The 16,272-nt window shown below is 58.0% G+C and carries 14 protein-coding genes; 2 read left to right on the top strand and 12 right to left on the bottom strand.

What is annotated here, in order from left to right; translation table 11 throughout:
• Positions 1-9: 9 nt before the first annotated feature.
• The 12 genes from murD to tig all read right to left on the bottom strand — a co-directional run bounded on the left by murD (position 10) and on the right by tig (position 13,292).
• Positions 10-1,371: a UDP-N-acetylmuramoyl-L-alanine--D-glutamate ligase gene (gene murD / locus JNO48_13630; protein ID QTE68209.1), complete on the bottom strand. Its 1,362-nt coding sequence runs from the start codon at positions 1,369-1,371 to the stop codon at positions 10-12.
• A 21-nt stretch (positions 1,372-1,392) separates the two neighbouring features.
• Positions 1,393-2,409 carry a phospho-N-acetylmuramoyl-pentapeptide-transferase gene (mraY, locus tag JNO48_13625; protein QTE68208.1) on the bottom strand — a complete coding sequence of 339 codons (1,017 nt, stop codon included), beginning with the start codon at positions 2,407-2,409 and terminating at the stop codon, positions 1,393-1,395.
• A gap of 51 nt (positions 2,410-2,460) precedes the next feature.
• The gene (locus JNO48_13620) at positions 2,461-3,936 is read right to left on the bottom strand and encodes a UDP-N-acetylmuramoyl-L-alanyl-D-glutamate--2,6-diaminopimelate ligase (GenBank protein ID QTE68207.1); all 1,476 of its coding nucleotides are present in this window, start codon (positions 3,934-3,936) and stop codon (positions 2,461-2,463) included.
• Between the two features lie 77 nt (positions 3,937-4,013).
• Entirely contained in the window at positions 4,014-4,574 is a 561-nt protein-coding gene (locus tag JNO48_13615; protein ID QTE68206.1) for a hypothetical protein, read from the bottom strand.
• Positions 4,575-4,622: 48 nt separating this feature from the next.
• Positions 4,623-5,144, bottom strand: coding sequence for a hypothetical protein (locus JNO48_13610; protein ID QTE68205.1), 522 nt, complete (start codon positions 5,142-5,144; stop codon positions 4,623-4,625).
• Positions 5,145-5,438: 294 nt separating this feature from the next.
• A complete protein-coding gene (locus JNO48_13605; GenBank protein ID QTE68204.1) occupies positions 5,439-6,152 on the bottom strand; it encodes a metallophosphoesterase in 714 nt (237 codons plus the stop codon).
• A gap of 4 nt (positions 6,153-6,156) precedes the next feature.
• Positions 6,157-6,582, bottom strand: a complete 426-nt coding sequence (locus JNO48_13600) for a hypothetical protein (GenBank protein ID QTE68203.1) — start codon at positions 6,580-6,582, stop codon at positions 6,157-6,159.
• Positions 6,583-6,827: 245 nt separating this feature from the next.
• Positions 6,828-7,430, bottom strand: a complete 603-nt coding sequence (locus JNO48_13595; protein QTE68202.1) for a YihA family ribosome biogenesis GTP-binding protein — start codon at positions 7,428-7,430, stop codon at positions 6,828-6,830.
• A 3-nt stretch (positions 7,431-7,433) separates the two neighbouring features.
• Entirely contained in the window at positions 7,434-9,746 is a 2,313-nt protein-coding gene (gene lon, locus JNO48_13590; protein QTE68201.1) for an endopeptidase La, read from the bottom strand.
• A 30-nt stretch (positions 9,747-9,776) separates the two neighbouring features.
• The gene (gene clpX, locus JNO48_13585; protein QTE68200.1) at positions 9,777-11,081 is read right to left on the bottom strand and encodes an ATP-dependent Clp protease ATP-binding subunit ClpX; all 1,305 of its coding nucleotides are present in this window, start codon (positions 11,079-11,081) and stop codon (positions 9,777-9,779) included.
• A 32-nt stretch (positions 11,082-11,113) separates the two neighbouring features.
• Positions 11,114-11,704, bottom strand: coding sequence for an ATP-dependent Clp endopeptidase proteolytic subunit ClpP (clpP, locus tag JNO48_13580; GenBank protein QTE68199.1), 591 nt, complete (start codon positions 11,702-11,704; stop codon positions 11,114-11,116).
• Between the two features lie 58 nt (positions 11,705-11,762).
• Entirely contained in the window at positions 11,763-13,292 is a 1,530-nt protein-coding gene (gene tig, locus JNO48_13575; protein QTE68198.1) for a trigger factor, read from the bottom strand.
• 295 nt (positions 13,293-13,587) lie between these two features.
• On the opposite strand from tig, the gene JNO48_13570 reads away from it, so the two are divergent.
• A complete protein-coding gene (locus JNO48_13570) occupies positions 13,588-14,304 on the top strand; it encodes a phosphoribosylaminoimidazolesuccinocarboxamide synthase (GenBank protein QTE68197.1) in 717 nt (238 codons plus the stop codon).
• 40 nt (positions 14,305-14,344) lie between these two features.
• A complete protein-coding gene (locus JNO48_13565; GenBank protein ID QTE68196.1) occupies positions 14,345-16,270 on the top strand; it encodes a BMP family ABC transporter substrate-binding protein in 1,926 nt (641 codons plus the stop codon).
• Positions 16,271-16,272 lie beyond the last annotated feature (2 nt).

Genomic DNA, 16,272 nt, shown 5'->3' with positions numbered 1-16,272 from the left:
TTGGTCTGTTTATTCGAGTCCGTTTACAATTTCCTTGAACACCCGACCCCGTTCCTCATAGTCCTTGAACATGTCAAAACTTGCGCACGCGGGGCTCAGCAGGACGTTCCAGCCGCCTTCGGCGGATGCCCTGGCCTTCTGGACCGCTTCACCGAGGCTTCCGGCATACTCAAAGTTGGTAAACCCGTTCCGTTCCAGGCTGGTCCGGATCAGGTCCGCCGTCTCGCCGATCAGGATTGCTTTGCGGATCATCGGGCTCTGCCGCATTTCCCGGCTCAGCGGCTCAAAGGATGTATGCTTGTCATAACCGCCAAGGATGATCACAGTCGGAGCGGTCATCGTCTGTACGGCCTTGATGGTTGAATCGGTATTCGTTCCCTTGCTGTCGTTGATGTAGGTAATGCCTTCCAGCTCACGCACCCGTTCAATACGGTGTTCAACGCCCCGGAACGTCCGCAGGCTGTGCCGGATTACCGGTATCGGAACCTTCATGGCAGCTGCCACGCATACGGCGCCCAGGGCGTTTTCCAGGTTGTGCGGCCCGGGAATGTAGATTTCCTCGGTCCCGCATACCTTCCGCTCCGTCCCGTTCATCCGGATGATAATCTGTCCGTCGCGGACAAACGCGCCTTCCTTCACCTCGGTCTTCCGGCTGAACTGGAGCACATGGCTGTGCACCTGCGCTGCAAGCCCTTCCAGGCCCGGGTCATCTGCGTTGAATACCGCATAATCATTCGCGGTCTGGTTGGCAAACATCCGCATCTTCATGGCCGTATAAACTTCCATGGTTCCGTGGCGGTTCAGGTGGTCTTCCGTAATATTCGTCAGAAGTGCGACATGCGGATGGAAGGTGTCCGCGGTTTCCATCTGGAAGGAACTGACCTCGCAGACAATCACGTCATCCTCCTTGCTCACCAGGGCAGCCAGGGAGAATGGATATCCGATATTTCCGACCACATGCGTCACTTTGCCGCTGTTGGCGAATATCTCGCCCAGCAGGGACACGGTGGTGGTTTTGCCGTTTGTACCGCTTACCGCCGTCAGCGTACCTTTGGACAGCTGTGCGGCAAGTTCCAGCTCACCGATCACATAGATACCGGCTTCCTTGGCCCGCACCACAAACGGCGCGGTATCCGGAATGCCGGGAGAAATCACCAGGACGTCCATTCCCTCCAGCAGGTCCATAGCCGGGCAGCCAAAGCGCCGGGTCAGCTGCAGGCCTTCCAGGGGGCGCAGCTGGGATCCCAGTTCCTCCTCGCTCTTGCTGTCATTCACAGTCACCTCGGCGCCGTATGCGCGCAGCAGCTGGGCTGCGGCAACACCGCTCCGGGCCATGCCGACCACCAGGACCTTCTTGTTCTCGTAATTCATGCGTTCCGCCTTCTTTCCGGCTTACAGTCCGCTCACGCTCAGGATTGCGATCAGGCTCAGCACCAGTGTGATACCGGCATACATGCTCACAATCTGGGTTTCGGAATATCCTTTCTTTTCAAAATGATGATGAATCGGGCTCATCAGGAAAATGCGCTTCCCGTGGGTCAGCTTATAGTAATACCGCTGCATGATCACACTCACGCTGCTCATGATGGGGGTAAAGAAAATCAGTACCAGCAGCAGGGGCAGCCTCAGGATCATCGCAATGGCCACGGTGCCGCCGCCCAGCAGCATGCTGCCCGTATCCCCCATAAACGTCCTGGCGGGATAGCGGTTATACCGCAGGAAGCCCACGCACGCGCCGGCCATTGCCAGGGCAAATACCCCGGCAGTCAGCGCGTTTCCCCGGTCGGCAATGGACTGCATCGCTGGAACGGCGGCGATCATCACGCAGATCACCGCCCAGGCCGACGAACTGACGGCTGTCACGGTGCCCAGCAGTCCGTCCAGGCCGTCCTGCAGGTTGCTGCTGTTCACAATAAAGATCGTCACCAGGGTCATCAGCGGGATATAAAACAGACCGAGGTCCCAGTCCGTTCCGGCAAACGGAATACGAATTTTGCTTCCGATTGCGGGGTGGAAATAACAGTAAACGCTGAATCCGACGGCCACGATCACCTGTCCGGCGATCTTCTGCCACGGATTCAGCCCGTCATGGCGTTTTTTAACTGCCTTGATATAGTCATCCGCAAAGCCGACAGCCATGCTCAGGAATGCCACCAGCAGCAGCGGAATAACGGCGTCCAGGCCGCCTTTCCATTCTGCCGGATGGAACGCGAGGGATGATACCAGGATGCCCGCGGCCATCATCAGGCCGCCCATGACCGGTGTTCCCTGCTTGCTCTGATGGCTCGGCCCCAGTTCGTAAATCGTCTGTCCGAAATGGAGTTTTTTCAGCTCGCTGATCAGCTTTGGCCCGATCAGCAGGGCAATCGCCACGCTTACCAGCAGCGCGCCTGTCATTCTGAATACCATTCCCGTGTCATCGTCCTTTCCGTGGAAAACTATCTAATTAAAATTCGCTTTTCAGATGCCGTTTTCCTGCTCTTTCCGGATCTCGAGCAGCAGTTCGCTTACGATCACCTTCTCATCAAACGGCCGCTTGATTCCCATGATTTCCTGATAGGTTTCATGTCCCTTGCCGGCCAGCACAATCACGTCGCCCTCCTCGGCCATCCGCAGTGCGCGGTCGATCGCGGCCCGGCGGTTCTCAATCACTTCATACTTGCCGCCCGTGGGTTTGATTCCCTTTTCAATCGCGGCCAGGATTACCTGCGGGTTTTCCGTCCGCGGGTTGTCGGATGTCAGGATACAGTAATCCGCCAGCCGGCCGCCGATTTCACCCATCATCGGACGTTTGCCCTTGTCACGGTCGCCGCCGCATCCGAACAGCGCAATCACGCGGTTGCGGGTGAACTGGCGGACCGTCTTCAGGATGTTCTCCAGAGCATCCGGGGAATGGCTGTAGTCCAGGATGACCTTGTACGGGGTGCCGGTCGGCAGCACCTCAATCCGGCCCGGAACCCGGGTCACTGCCTCCAGGCCCGCACGGATCTTTTCCGGCGCAATGCCCATGATCAGCGCGCAGCTGGTCGCAGCCAGGGCATTGTATACGTTGAACATGCCCGTCATATGCATATGGATCAGGATCTCGTTCATGCCGTGCAGCTGTACGGTAAAGCGTACGCCCTCCTCGGTGATTTCGATATCCCGGGCAAACACGTCCGCATCCACGCAGATGCCGTAGGTGATATGCGGCTGCACCAGGTCGGGAATCAGCTTCCCGGCGGTTTCGTCATCCGCGTTCACTGCGGCATTGCGCGCCATCCCTTCGGTAAAGAAACGCTTTTTCGTCTCAAAATACCGTTCCATTGTGTAGAAATAGTCCAGGTGGTCCTGGCTGAGGTTGGTATAGCAGCCCACCTCAAAGCTCATTCCGTCCAGCCGGCACATATCGATCGCGTGGGCGGAAACTTCCATGCAGCACACCTGCACGCCCTCATCCGCCATCATCCGCAGCGTCTTCTGCAGGTCGATGGGATCCGGCGTGGTCAGTTTGCTGTCCAGGTGCTGGTTCTCCACCAGCGTACCGGTGGAACCGATGATTCCGCACTTCAGTCCTGCGCTTTCGCAGATACTCTTGAGGAGGTAGGTTGTTGTTGTCTTCCCTTTCGTCCCGGTGATTCCGATCATCCGCATCTGCCGGGAAGGATGGCCGTAGAAAGCATCCGCAATCCGCGCCATGGCGCCGCGGCCGTTGTTCACGCGGATCTGCGGCACTTCCATCTCCACATAATGCTCCACAACCAGCGCCACGCAGCCGTTTTCAACCGCTTCCCAGGCATAGTCATGCGCGTCAAACCGGGCGCCGACAATGCAGAAAAAGAGTCCGTGGTCTGTTTTGTCCCGGCTGGATGATGTAATCTCCCGGATTTCCGTGTTCATGTCTCCCCGGGTATCCACCACATAGGGCAGTTCTGTCAGCAGTTCCCACAGTTTCATACGCGCTCATCCTTTTCTTTATTGCCTGTAGTATACACCAAGCGGGAGACCGACGATGTCAGTCTCCCACGCTGTTTTTATTCCCCGGCACGCATTGCCGTTACGGTCATGTTCGTGTCCGCCGCCACCGTCAGGCGGATGGTTTGCACCGCGTTGCTGGAGATCAGGTTCAGCTTCACGGCCTCCGTGCATACCGTAACGTCGTTGGCAATCTGCGCCAGCTCCCGCTGCAGCTCCGCGTTGTATTCCGTGCTTCCGGCAATCTGGTTTTCCAGCCGGGAGATCGTCCTCGTGCCGGTTCCCATGTTCGCCAGGTCACCCAGCAGGATTGCCGTGCAGAGGATCACCACCGCGATGATCGCGATCACGGCCGCGTCCCACCGGACGCCTTCAGCGCTCACAATCTTCCGCTTCGGCCGGGCTTCCTCAATCACCTGGAAGCGGCCGCTCGGGCTCATCTGCATGCTTCCGGTCCAGTTCTGGGGGCTGGTATCAAAACGGACCGAATCCGCGCAGCGCATACGCTGCCGGTAGATGTCGACATCCTGTACGCGGAATTCGCTCTTCCGCCGTCTGTTCTCAATCCAGTCGGCCGCGGTTGTCTGAAGTTTTCCGGCTGTGGTGGAGAATATCGTCATCCTTTCCTCACTCCGTTACGATTTGATATGATAGCCCCTTTCCGGGGTTTATTCCTTTTCGTCCGAATTCCCGAGCCCTGCGATTCTTTCCAGCATGGCGGGCAGGTTGTTCAGGAACTGCGTCCAGTTGTCGGCGCTGGCAGCCGCGGCGTTAATCAGGATATGGTCGTTTGCACCGGTAATCTCAACGTCCCGCTCTTCGCCCAGGATTTTCTGGCGGATGTTGGCCGGCAGCAGGACACGTCCCTGTCCGTCGCAGGTCTGGCCGTCGTAGCTCAACGCGTAGAAGAAATTCTTCACGATGTTCAGCTCGGGGCTCATTTTGTTCCGGCTTTCCAGCTCGGCGCTTCGCTCTTCCCACTTGTCGTTCGGGTAAATCGCAATCGATTTGAAATCGAAAGACGGGGCAATATAAAACTCCTCGCCCAGTTTTTCGCGGAACGGCTGCGGGATCACCAGGCGGCCTTTGGCATCCAGGCCGTGGCTGAATGAGCCGATAAAGCGGTATTTCCTTGTATTTGCAGGGGTTTCGGTGGACTGCTTGTTGTTGGTTTCATGGTTCTCGTCCACGCTTTCACACCCCTTTCTACCACTTTTATGCTCATTTTTGGGTTTCTCTTCCCTTTTTCCCCACAAATTTAACATAGAATTTGCCTCAGTGCAAGAAAAAAATCATATTTTTTTCCGGCTCTTCGGACTCCTGATTTAAATTTATTGTAAACTATTTGTAATATTTTTGTAATAATTATTGGCCGTTTGTGCCTCTGTTTTGTTCCCCTTTACCATATTTTGTGGACAGAAAAAGCCGAACCCGTTCAAAGGTTCGGCTTTTGTCAAGGGGAACAAATATTTTGTTACAAAAAATTAAGATTTAGCAGGCCATGGAATCTCCAGCGGGCAGAATTCGATGGCGTCGCAGGATACCGGATAGTATCGGATCCCCCGCTGTTCTCCCGTGAATCCGTTCGCGCAGGCTGCCCCGTGCAGGTGGCCGGAAACGACCGCTGCCACATTCTTCCTGGCTTCCAGTATTTCCGTAAACACCGTTTCCCGGTCTGTCTGGAGCAGCGGCGGAAAATGCATCATTACAAGGATGGGCTTGTCCGGGGCAATCCGCTCCGCGTCATCCAGCGCCATTTTCAGCCGCTGCAGCTCCCGTTCGAGGATCTTCCGGTCTTCGGCTTCCAGGGGCATGTGTTCTGTCGGAAATGTCCATCCCCGCGTTCCGCATACCACGCACGGACCGAGGTCCATGGCGTCATGCTGCAGGGCCGCCATACCTTCCGGCAGCGCTGCGCGTACCCGTCCGATACCGCTCCACCAGTATTCATGGTTGCCTTTGCACAGGATTTTTTTCCCGGGAAGCCGGCCGATTTCCTCCAGGTCCGGTATGGCGTCCTTCAGCTGCATCGCCCAGCTGATATCGCCGGGAACCAGGACGATATCCTCCTCCCCGACGGTATTCCGCCAGTTCTCGCTGATGCGTAAAAAATGCCTGTCCCACTGGGGCCCGAATACGTCCATGGGTTTATCGTCGCCCCCGGGCATATGCAGGTCTCCAATAGCAAACAGGCGCATGGTCTTATTCTTCTTCCTCCGATTCGTCTTCGTCCGCTTTGCGTTCCTCGTCCTCGCGGACATCTTCCAGGCTCAGCTCGTTCTCAATCTCACCGAACTCCTGGCTCGGAATATCGGAATCCTCTTCCACCTCAGGGATGATCTCATCCATACCGCTCACGGAATCCATATCGCCGATACTGCTGGTATCCACCGGCTCGGCGTTTTCCTCTTCCTGTTCCTCGGGCAGGCTGTTGCTCTTGTTCATTTCCTTCAGGCAGAAAATGCAGACGTCGCGTCCGGGCAGGGCCGGTTCTTCATTGCAGATGCTGCACAGTTCCACTTCTTCGGTGTTCTTTTCGCCCTTCAGCTCCCGTAGGCAGACCTTGCAGTACTTTTCATCCTCCCGGATGTAGTTCAGATCGCAACGGGGGCATTTGATCAGCTGCATTTGTTCCTATTCCTCCTCGATGGTCCCATCAGGATTATTCTGCCACTTTGTGGCCCGCGGTTCCGGATTTCACCCGTTTCCGGGCGGAAAATCCCGTTTCGCAGGAAAAAATCAGGTGCGCCATTCCACTTTCGTGTATGCCCGGCCCACCCGGCTTCCAGCCTATGTCCTCCTGAACCACGACGGGATTATACTCTCATCCCCTGTATGATGCAATAGGGAATTTGTTTTTCCCGTTTTTTTAATTATTCCGCGTCTTCCGGGGCGGAAAGGATTTCCTCAATCCGCTTCAGCAGCTCGTCCCGGCCGGTTCCGTCCTCGCCGCTTACGCACAGGATTTCCCAGGGCTGGACGCTCAGAGCCCGGCAGATCGGTGCGAGGTATTTCATCCGTGCGCCGCGGCTGATCTTGTCCGCCTTGGTCGCAACTACGGTGAACGGAATGCCCGAATCCCGCAGGAAACGGTTCATCATCCGGTCATCCTCGGTCGGCTCATGCCGGATGTCCACCAGGCACAGCACATGGCGCAGCTCGTCCGCTTTCTCGAAGTAGTCCTGCATCATCTGGCCCCAGCGGGCTTTTTCCTTCTTGTCCACCTTTGCGAATCCGTATCCCGGAAGGTCGATCAGGTGGAATGCGTTGTTCAGCAGGAAAACGTTCAGCAGCCGCGTCTTGCCGGGGGTGGTGCTGGTGCGTGCCAGCTTGTTCCGCCGGCACAGCGTGTTGATCAGCGTGCTCTTGCCGACGTTGCTTTTTCCGGCCACGGCAATCTGGGGAAGCCCCTTTCCGGGGAACTTCCCGTAATCCGCCATGGAAGTGATGAATTCCGCCGTTTTGATTTCCAGCACCGTTCAGCCCTCCATGATTGCCGCGCTCAGTACCTGCTGGATTTCCTTCACCGGAATGATTTTGAACTTCTCCAGCACGTAATCCGGGATCTTCTCCAGGTCCTTTTTGTTTTCCTCGGGGATGATCAGGGTATTGATCCCCGCGCGGTAGGCCGCCAGGGTCTTCTCCTTCAGTCCGCCGATGGGCAGCACACGTCCGCGCAGCGTGATCTCACCAGTCATCGCCACATTCTGGCGCACGGGTTTCCGGGTCAGCGCGCTCACCAGCGCTGTCGTCATCGTAACGCCGGCGGACGGTCCGTCCTTCGGCACCGCGCCTTCCGGCACATGGATATGCACGTCAATCGTCTGGTAGAATTCGGGATCCAGCCCCAGCTCCGCGCTGTGGGAGCGCACCCAGCTGAAGGCCGCTTCCGCGGATTCCTTCATCACGTCGCCCAGCTGGCCGGTCATCCGCATGCCGCCCTTCCCGGGCATCAGCATGCACTCCACTTCCAGCATTTCCCCGCCGACGGAGGTATACGCCAGTCCGTTCACGATCCCGATCCGGGGTTCCTTCTCGGGCTCCTCGCGGATAAACCGCGGCGCGCCCAGCAGCTCGTGCAGCTTCTTTTCGGAAATGGACAGCGTCTTCTTTTTCTTTTCGAGCATCTCCACCGCGCTCTTCCGGCATACCCGGGCGGCGACCCGCTCCAGGGTGCGCACGCCGGCTTCACGGGTGTATCCCTCGATCATCGCCTTCATGGCGCCTTCGGTTACCTTCAGGGCATTCTCGCGCATTCCGTGTTCCCGGATCTGCTTGGGCAGCAGATGCCGCTTCAGGATCTGCAGCTTTTCCTCTTCGGTATAGCTGGGAACCTCAATCAGCTCCATCCGGTCCAGCAGCGGCTCGGGAATCGTATCCATGCTGTTGGCCGTGGTGATGAACATCACCTTGCTCAGGTCAAACGGAAGCTCCATGTAGTGGTCCCGGAAGGCGTTGTTCTGCTCGGAATCGAGCACTTCCAGCATCGCGGATGCCGGATCGCCGCGGAAATCGCCGCTCATCTTGTCAATTTCATCAAACAGGAATACCGGGTTCATCGTTCCGGCCTGTTTCATGCCGGAGATGATCCGTCCGGGAATGGAGCCGATATACGTCCGGCGGTGGCCGCGGATTTCCGCTTCATCCCGCACGCCGCCCAGGCTCATCTGCACAAATTTCCGGCCGACCGCCTCGGCGATGGCCTTCACGATGCTGGTCTTGCCGACGCCGGGAGGTCCGACGAAGCAGAGAATCGGGCCTTTCATGTCCTTCTTCATCTGCAGCACCGCAAGGTACTCGACAATCCGCTCCTTCACGTCTTCCATGCCGTAGTGATCCCGGTTCAGGATCTCCCGCGCGCGGGCCAGGTCCAGGTTGTCCTCGGTCTCCTTGCCCCACGGCAGGTCCAGGATCCACTCGATATAGGTCTGGCTGATGGAGCTCTCAGGCGTACCCGGGCCCATCCGGGTCAGCCGGTCCAGTTCCTTTTCGCACTTGGACCGCGCTTCCTCGTTCAGCGGGGTTTCCTCCATCCGCTTCCGCAGCTCGGCAACGTCCGAATCATCGCGTTCGCCCAGTTCCGTCTGGATGGCCTTGATCTGCTCGCGCAGGTAGTAATCCTTCTGGTTCTTCTCCACCTGCTTCCGGATCCGGGCCTGGATCTGTTTTTCCATGTCCGCCATATCGCTCTCGCGGATCAGGATGGCGCATACCTTCTCCAGCCGTTTCACCGGGTCCAGCTCGTCCAGGATCTGCTGCCGGTCCTCACGCCGGGTCAGTACGTTCGCGGCCAGCAGGTCCGCCGCTTCGCCGGGCTTTTCCATATTGCGGATGGCGTCCACTGTGTCCTGCCCCACCCGCTGGCTGTTCCGGGCATAGTCGTCAAACAGGTCCTGGCAGGTGCGCAGCAGCGCCTTCTCTTCCGCGGAGCGCGCCGCGCGGTCCGGGCATACACGGATCCGTGCCTTCATGCACGGGTCGTCGCCCAGTGTCTCTTCAATGATTCCCCGGTTCTCGCCTTCCACCAGCACACGGATGTTTTCCCCGGGCAGGTTCATCACCTGGCGGATCTCCGCGATGGTGCCGACCCGGCACAAGTCGCCGAATCCCGGTTCCTCCGTGTCGTCCTGCTTCTGGCTGACCAGGAATACCTTCTGGTTTCCGGTCATGCCCTCTTCCAGCGCCGCCACGGATTTTTTCCGGCCGACGTCGAAATGCAGCACCATATTCGGGAAAATCATCAGGCCCCGCAGCGGGAGTACCGGCAGGTCGATGGTCTGGATCTTTTTCATTCATTCCTCCGATAATCCGAACGCCTCCGGTCAGGAGGCGTCGGTTGAATCAGTCCGTTGTTCGGTTCTTTTGGCTGTTCTCCTGCGTACGCCCGCAATCAGCTTGGGCTTTCCGCCCTTCACTGAATCTGGAGTAATCACGCACTCGTTGATTTCTGCCATGCCCGGCAGGTCGAACATCGTATCAAGCATCGCGTCCTCGATGATCGCCCGCAGGCCGCGCGCGCCGCACTTGCGGGCAATCGCCTGCTTCGCGATTTCCCGTACGGCGTCCTCTTCAAATGTAAGCTTCACACCGTCCATGTCCAGCAGTGCTTCATACTGCTTGCACAGGGCGTTCTTCGGCTCGGTCAGGATGCGCACCAGCGCGTCCTCATCCAGTCCGTCCAGCGTCACCACGATCGGCAGGCGCCCCACAAATTCGGGGATCAGGCCGTACTTGGTCAGGTCCTCCGGCCGCACGTCCTTCAGGGCGTCTGTCCGGGAGGGATCCCGCTGGCTCTGCAGTTCCGCGCCGAAGCCCAGCGTCTTCTTGCCGATGCGGCTTTCGATGATCGGCACCAGGCCGTCAAACGCGCCGCCGCAGATGAACAGGATGTTCGTCGTATCGATCCGGATCATCTCCTGGTGGGGATGCTTCCGGCCGCCCTGCGGCGGAACGGCAGCTTCCGTACCTTCCAGGATCTTCAGCAGCGCCTGCTGTACGCCTTCACCGCTGACGTCGCGGGTGATGGACATGTTTTCGCCCTTCCGCGCAATCTTGTCGATCTCGTCGATGTACACAATCCCCTGCTGGGCTTTTTCAATGTCCCAGTCCGCGGCCTGGATCAGCCGCAGCAGGATGGTTTCCACGTCATCGCCCACGTAACCGGCTTCCGTCACGCTCGTGGCGTCCGCGATGGCAAACGGCACTTCCAGGATCCTGGCCAGCGTCTGGGCCAGGTAGGTCTTGCCGCTTCCGGTCGGTCCCAGCAGCAGGATGTTGCTCTTCTGCAGCTCAACGTCTTCCTTCCGCTGTTTCCGGTTGATGCGTTTGTAGTGGTTGTAAACGGCAACGCTCAGTGCCTTCTTCGCCCGTTCCTGGCCGATCACATACTCGTCCAGGGTCTTCTTCATCTCGGAGGGAAGCGGCAGCTTCTTCGGGCCGGCATTCCGGACTTCGGAATGTCCTTCCGCGTATTCTTCCTCTTCGCTCAGGATGTCGTTGCACAGGGCAATGCACTCGTTGCAGATGTATACGTTCGGGCCGGCCACCAGGCGGTCCACCATGTTCTGCGTCTTTCCGCAGAAGGAGCACCTCGGCCCCTGCCGGTTGGTATAGCTGTTATTCGCCATGCATTAAACCTCTCGGCTGTTAAAGCCGATCCTTATTTCTTTTCGCGCGGCTGGTAAATCTCATCGATGATGTGGTACTGCAGCGCTTCCTCCGCGCTCATGAAATAGTCGCGTTCCACATCCGCCTGGATCTTCTTCAGCGGCTGGCCGGTCATCTCGGCCATCATGTTGGTCATCTTTTTCTTGGTCTTCATCAGCCATTCAGCGCGGATCGCGACGTCCGTCGCCTGGCCCTGGGCGCCGCCCAGCGGCTGGTGGATCATCACTTCGGCATTGGGCAGCGCCAGGCGCTTTCCCTTCTCGCCGGCCATCAGCAGGAACGCGCCCATGCTGGCAGCCATGCCGACGCATACGGTCCGCACCTGCGGCTTGATGTACTGCATCGTGTCATAGATGGCCATGCCGGCAGTCACGGAACCGCCGGGGCTGTTGATGTACAGGCTGATATCGCTGTCCGGGTCTTCCATTTCCAGGAACAGCAGCTGCGCCACCACCAGGTTGGCGGTGTCGTCGGTGATTTCGCCGCCGAGGAACACAATCCGGTCCTTCAGCAGCCGGGAGTAGATATCGTAGGAACGTTCTCCCCTGTTCGTTTGTTCAATAACCATCGGTACGAGCGGCATTGTGTTTCCCTCCCTTTGACAGGAATGGCGGCCCGGCCGGGCCGCCGTTCATATGCTGTTATTCCGCGGTCTTGGCGGCCTTCTTGGCGGCCGGCTTCTTCGCGGGTTTTTCCTCCGCGTCGTCGGCCTTGGCAGCCTTCTTCGCGGCGGGCTTCTTCGCAGGCTTCTCTTCCGCGTCGTCGGCCTTGGCAGCCTTCTTCGCGGCGGGCTTCTTCGCGGGCTTCTCCTCCGCGTCGTCGGCCTTGGCAGCCTTCTTCGCGGTGGTCTTCTTCGCGGGCTTCTCAGCCTTTTCTTCCTTCTTCTCGACGATCTTCGCGTCCTTCTTCAGCAGGTCGAGCACCAGCTGGATCGCGGCGTTTTCCTTCAGGTAATTCTTCTGCTCATCGGTCAGGCCCTTGCGGAATTCTTCCACGTCCTGGCCCATGCTCTTCGCCTGGTCGGCAATCGCCTTTTCAACATCTTCCTCGGTGGGCTCGATCTTCTCCGCCTTGCGGATCGCTTCGATCACCAGCTCAGCCTTCACGCGCTTCGCGGCTTCGGGCTTGTGCATGTTCACCATGTCCTCGCGGGTCTGGCCGGTATACTTCATGTAGTCTTCCAGGCGCAGTCCCTGGTAGCTCATCCGCATGGCCATGTCGCGCAGCATGTATTCCGCCTGGTCATCGATCATCGCCTGGGGAATATCCACCTTGGCGTTCTCCGCGGCCTTGTCCACCAGCGCGTTTTCCAGCGCGGCGTTGTTGCTGCGTTCAACCTGCTCGGTCAGTTCCTTCACGATGCTGTCCTTGTAGGCGGCAAACGTGTCGAACTCGCTGATATCGGCGGCGAAATCGTCGTCCAGCTCGGGCTTCTCAGTCACCTGGATGCCGTTCACCTTCACATGGAACACCGCGTCCTTGCCCTTCAGCTCTTCGGCGTGGTACTCATCGGGGAACTTGACCTGCAGGTCCTTCTCCTCGCCGATGTTCATGCCGATCATCTGCTCCTCGAAGCCTTCGATGAACTGATGGCTGCCGATCTTCAGGGTCTGCTTTTCCGCGGTGCCGCCGGCGAACGCAACGCCGTCCACGGTTCCGGCATAGTCCAGGTTCACGGTGTCGCCTTCCTGCACGGGACGGTCTTCCACGTCGATGGTGCGGCTGGCCTTATCCTGGTCCTGGCCGATCCGGGCGTCGATCATGGCGTCGGTCACCTTCTGCTGTTCCGCTTCCACGCTCAGCGCCTTGTATTCGCCCAGTTCCACGTCGGGCCGCACGAACACTTCCAGGTGGAACTTCAGTTCCTTGCCGGCGCCGATTTCATCGATGTCGATGTTCGGCTGGTCGACGGGATGGATATCTTCCGCCTTCACGGCTTCCTGGTAGATTTCCGGGAAGATCAGGTCGAACGCGTCTTCGTAGAATACGCCTTCGCCGTACATTCTTTCAATCAGGCTTCTGGGAGCCTTGCCCTTCCGGAATCCGGGAACGTTGATACGTCCGCGCATCTTCAGATACGCCTTCTGCATCGCCTCGTCGAACTGTTCGGCGGGAACGGTAAAGGTCAGCTTCGCTTTGTTTCCGGATACCTTCTCATAGGTGTGGCTCATGAATATCTTTCCTCCTGTGTTGTCTCACACTGAATACACCGGCGCATCCACAATACGCCGCATGCGATTCTACCATAAGTTTCTTTCCATTGCAATCCCTTTCCTGATAAGACTTTCAGCGTTCTTTTTTTGCCCGGTTCCGGGCCGTTTTCCCGAACGTTCCCCGTCAGCCGTCCGGAATTGTCCGCAATTTGTCTGATTTGGGTCAAAGGCGTGACAATTTGTACGTCTTGAGATATTCAGCAAAAAATGATAAAATACCATATCAATTTTAATGGGTGGAGGATTTGTTGCGATGCCGGAGATCGGGGCAGTTTTGCGGGAAGGAAAAGGGAAAAAAATCTACGCAACGGACAACCCGGACGAGGCGATTGTTTTCTTTAAAGATGAAGCAATGTCCTTCCACGGGCTCAAGCGCGGCCGCATTCTCGGCAAGGGCGAAGTGAATAACCAGATTTGTGAAACCCTGTTCAACCTCCTGGCGGAACATGGCATCGAAAGCCATTTCATCCGCCGGATCGACGCGCGCCACAGTCTTATCAAGCGCTGTGAAATGTTCCCCTTCTCCGTCAAGATCCGCAACGTGGTCGCGGGCCAGCTGTCCCTGCGCACCGGTCTTCCCATCGGTATGAAGCTGGAGCAGCCGGTGGTGGAGTATATCATGCGTGATACCGATATGGACCTGGATCCCGTGATCAACCATACCCATATCTACGCCATGAAGGCCGCCACCCCGGAGGACATGAAGCAGATTGACGAAACCGCCCTGAAGGTGAACACCATCCTCAAGGAGTACCTCGGAAGCATCAATATTGAGCTGATTGATTTCAAGCTGCAGTTCGGCCGTTTCCATGGAAAGATCATCGTGGCCGATGAAATTACCCCGGACACTTCCCGTTTCTGGGACAGCAGTACCCACGAGCCGCTCGACAAGGACCGTTTCAGGAGAGATATGGACAATGTCGCGGAAGCATACCAGGAAGTGCTTCATCGTATGATCGGCGTGGGTTAACCCGCGCTTTTTTGTTTGCTTTTCTGATGGGAGGGAGATTATGAGCGATCATTATGGCAAAGCCCGCCGCGACGGCCTGCGGATCTATACCGCCGCAATCCAGGCCAATACAGATCCCTACCTGCCCGTGCTGGAGAACAAGGTGCCGAACCTTGCCCAGCTGAGCCGTCTTTCCCTGGGGGTCATGACCGTCCCACTGGATCGGGTGGTCGGTTCCGTATCCCAGGGCCGCGCCTTCGCGTTTACGGAAAATTTCCTGCCGATCCTCGACGGCGGCAGCGAGTTCGCCGCCAAATGGGACCGCCTGTACGAGAGTGTCGAGGCGGAAGGCGTCAACATGCCCATCACCGCGCTCGAGTATATGGGCTTGTATTATGTAATTGAAGGAAACAAGCGTGTTTCCGTCATGAAGGCCATGGAAGCCGAGGATATCGAGGCCGATGTCACCCGCGTCCTGCCGGAGCATACGAACGATCCGGATGTCATCGCCTACTATGAATACTGTGACTTCACGAAAGAAACAGGGTTGTACAACATCCTGTTCTCCCGTCCCGGCTCCTACCAGAAGCTGGTTTCCTTCCCCGGTGTCCGTGCCGGGGAAAAGTGGACGGAAGACGAAATCATGTCCCTCCGGAAGCTGTATCACTATTTCTACTCGTCCTACAATTCCGTCATGCGCGGTACGCCCTCCATTCCCGCCGGGGATGCCTTCCTGGCCTACCTGGTGGCCTTCGGCTATAAGGAAGTCCGGGATGACGACATGGGCAAAACCAAAGAGCGGATCCGCCTGATGGCCCGCGAATTCGAAGCGCACGACGGCCAGGTCCGCCTCGTCATGGACCGGAGCAAGCCGGCGCCCATCCCGATTCTCGGCCAGCTGTTCGCCCCCTCAAAGGTCCGGGCCGCCTTCCTGTTTACAAGGCAGGTTGAGCTTTCTGCCTGGAACTACTGGCACAACCTGGGCCGGATCGAAGCGGAGGAAAAGCTCGGCAGCAAGCTGGAAACCGCTATGCGGATTATTCCTTCCCGGGCGGATTTTGCCGATGAGGTCGACGCCCTGATCAAAGACGGCTACACTGCCATCTTCGCCACATCCCCTGTCATGCTCAACAGCGCGATCCAGCCGGCGCTTGAACATCCGGAAGTCCGCTTCCTCTGCTGCTCGCTGCTGTCCAACTACAAGAACATCCGCAACTACTACATCCGGTTCTACGAGCCGAAGTTCCTGCTCGGCCTGGCGGCGGGCATCCTGTCGGAAAGCGGAAAAATCGGCTACATCGCCGACTTCCCGATCCACGGTTCCCCTTCCGCCGCCAATGCCTTCGCCCTCGGTGCCCGGATGGTCAACCCGAAGGCAAAGGTCTTCCTCAACTGGTCTTCCGCCTCCTGGTTCGATCCGGAAAACCCGTTTGAGGACCCGGAAATCCGCGTCATCTGCAACCGGGATATCACCGCCCCGATCCACACCGCCCGCGACTACGGCCTGTATGTGCGGGACGGAAAGGATATCATCAACATGGCCACCCTGGTCCCACGCTGGGGTGTCCTCTACCGCACGATGATTGAAATGATGCTGGACGGCACCTTCGATGCTGCCGGTGACCGGCAGTCCGTAACCAACTACTGGTGGGGCCTCGGCTCCCGCATCATTGATGTGGCGTTCTCTTCCCGCTTCGATCCCTATGCTGCCCGGATCATCCGTCACTTCCGCGATGAGCTGAAGGAAGACACGTTCTCCCCCTTCGAGGGCGAGATCCGGGACCAGGCCGGAACGCTGCGCTGCGAAGCCGACCGCCGCATGACCCCGGCCGAAATCCTCTGCATGGATTACCTGGTCGATAATATTGTTGGTTCCTTCCCCGCGGAGGAGGAACTGATCGAAACCGCACGTCCGCTCGTCCGTCTCCAGGGCATCCGGGGCGAACTTCGTCCGGAGCTCTCCTCCTTCAGCTGGAACAGAAAGTGAGC

The organism is Clostridiales bacterium (genome assembly GCA_017569285.1).
In the GTDB taxonomy this organism is placed as follows: Bacteria; Bacillota; Clostridia; order Christensenellales; family Aristaeellaceae; genus Aristaeella.
Note: the sequence above shows the minus strand (reverse complement) of the source record. Positions and strands in the feature narration are given on the sequence as shown.

Excerpts from the sequence above, each read along its gene's own strand:
- murD (QTE68209.1), bottom strand. The coding sequence starts at position 1,371 with ATGAATTACGAGAACAAGAAGGTCCTGGTGGTCGGCATGGCCCGGAGC.
- mraY (QTE68208.1), bottom strand. The coding sequence starts at position 2,409 with ATGGTATTCAGAATGACAGGCGCGCTGCTGGTAAGCGTGGCGATTGCC.
- JNO48_13620 (QTE68207.1), bottom strand. The coding sequence starts at position 3,936 with ATGAAACTGTGGGAACTGCTGACAGAACTGCCCTATGTGGTGGATACC.
- JNO48_13615 (QTE68206.1), bottom strand. The coding sequence starts at position 4,574 with ATGACGATATTCTCCACCACAGCCGGAAAACTTCAGACAACCGCGGCC.
- JNO48_13605 (QTE68204.1), bottom strand. The coding sequence starts at position 6,152 with ATGCGCCTGTTTGCTATTGGAGACCTGCATATGCCCGGGGGCGACGAT.
- JNO48_13600 (QTE68203.1), bottom strand. The coding sequence starts at position 6,582 with ATGCAGCTGATCAAATGCCCCCGTTGCGATCTGAACTACATCCGGGAG.
- lon (QTE68201.1), bottom strand. The coding sequence starts at position 9,746 with ATGAAAAAGATCCAGACCATCGACCTGCCGGTACTCCCGCTGCGGGGC.
- clpX (QTE68200.1), bottom strand. The coding sequence starts at position 11,081 with ATGGCGAATAACAGCTATACCAACCGGCAGGGGCCGAGGTGCTCCTTC.
- clpP (QTE68199.1), bottom strand. The coding sequence starts at position 11,704 with ATGCCGCTCGTACCGATGGTTATTGAACAAACGAACAGGGGAGAACGT.
- tig (QTE68198.1), bottom strand. The coding sequence starts at position 13,292 with ATGAGCCACACCTATGAGAAGGTATCCGGAAACAAAGCGAAGCTGACC.
- JNO48_13570 (QTE68197.1), top strand. The coding sequence starts at position 13,588 with ATGCCGGAGATCGGGGCAGTTTTGCGGGAAGGAAAAGGGAAAAAAATC.
- JNO48_13565 (QTE68196.1), top strand. The coding sequence starts at position 14,345 with ATGAGCGATCATTATGGCAAAGCCCGCCGCGACGGCCTGCGGATCTAT.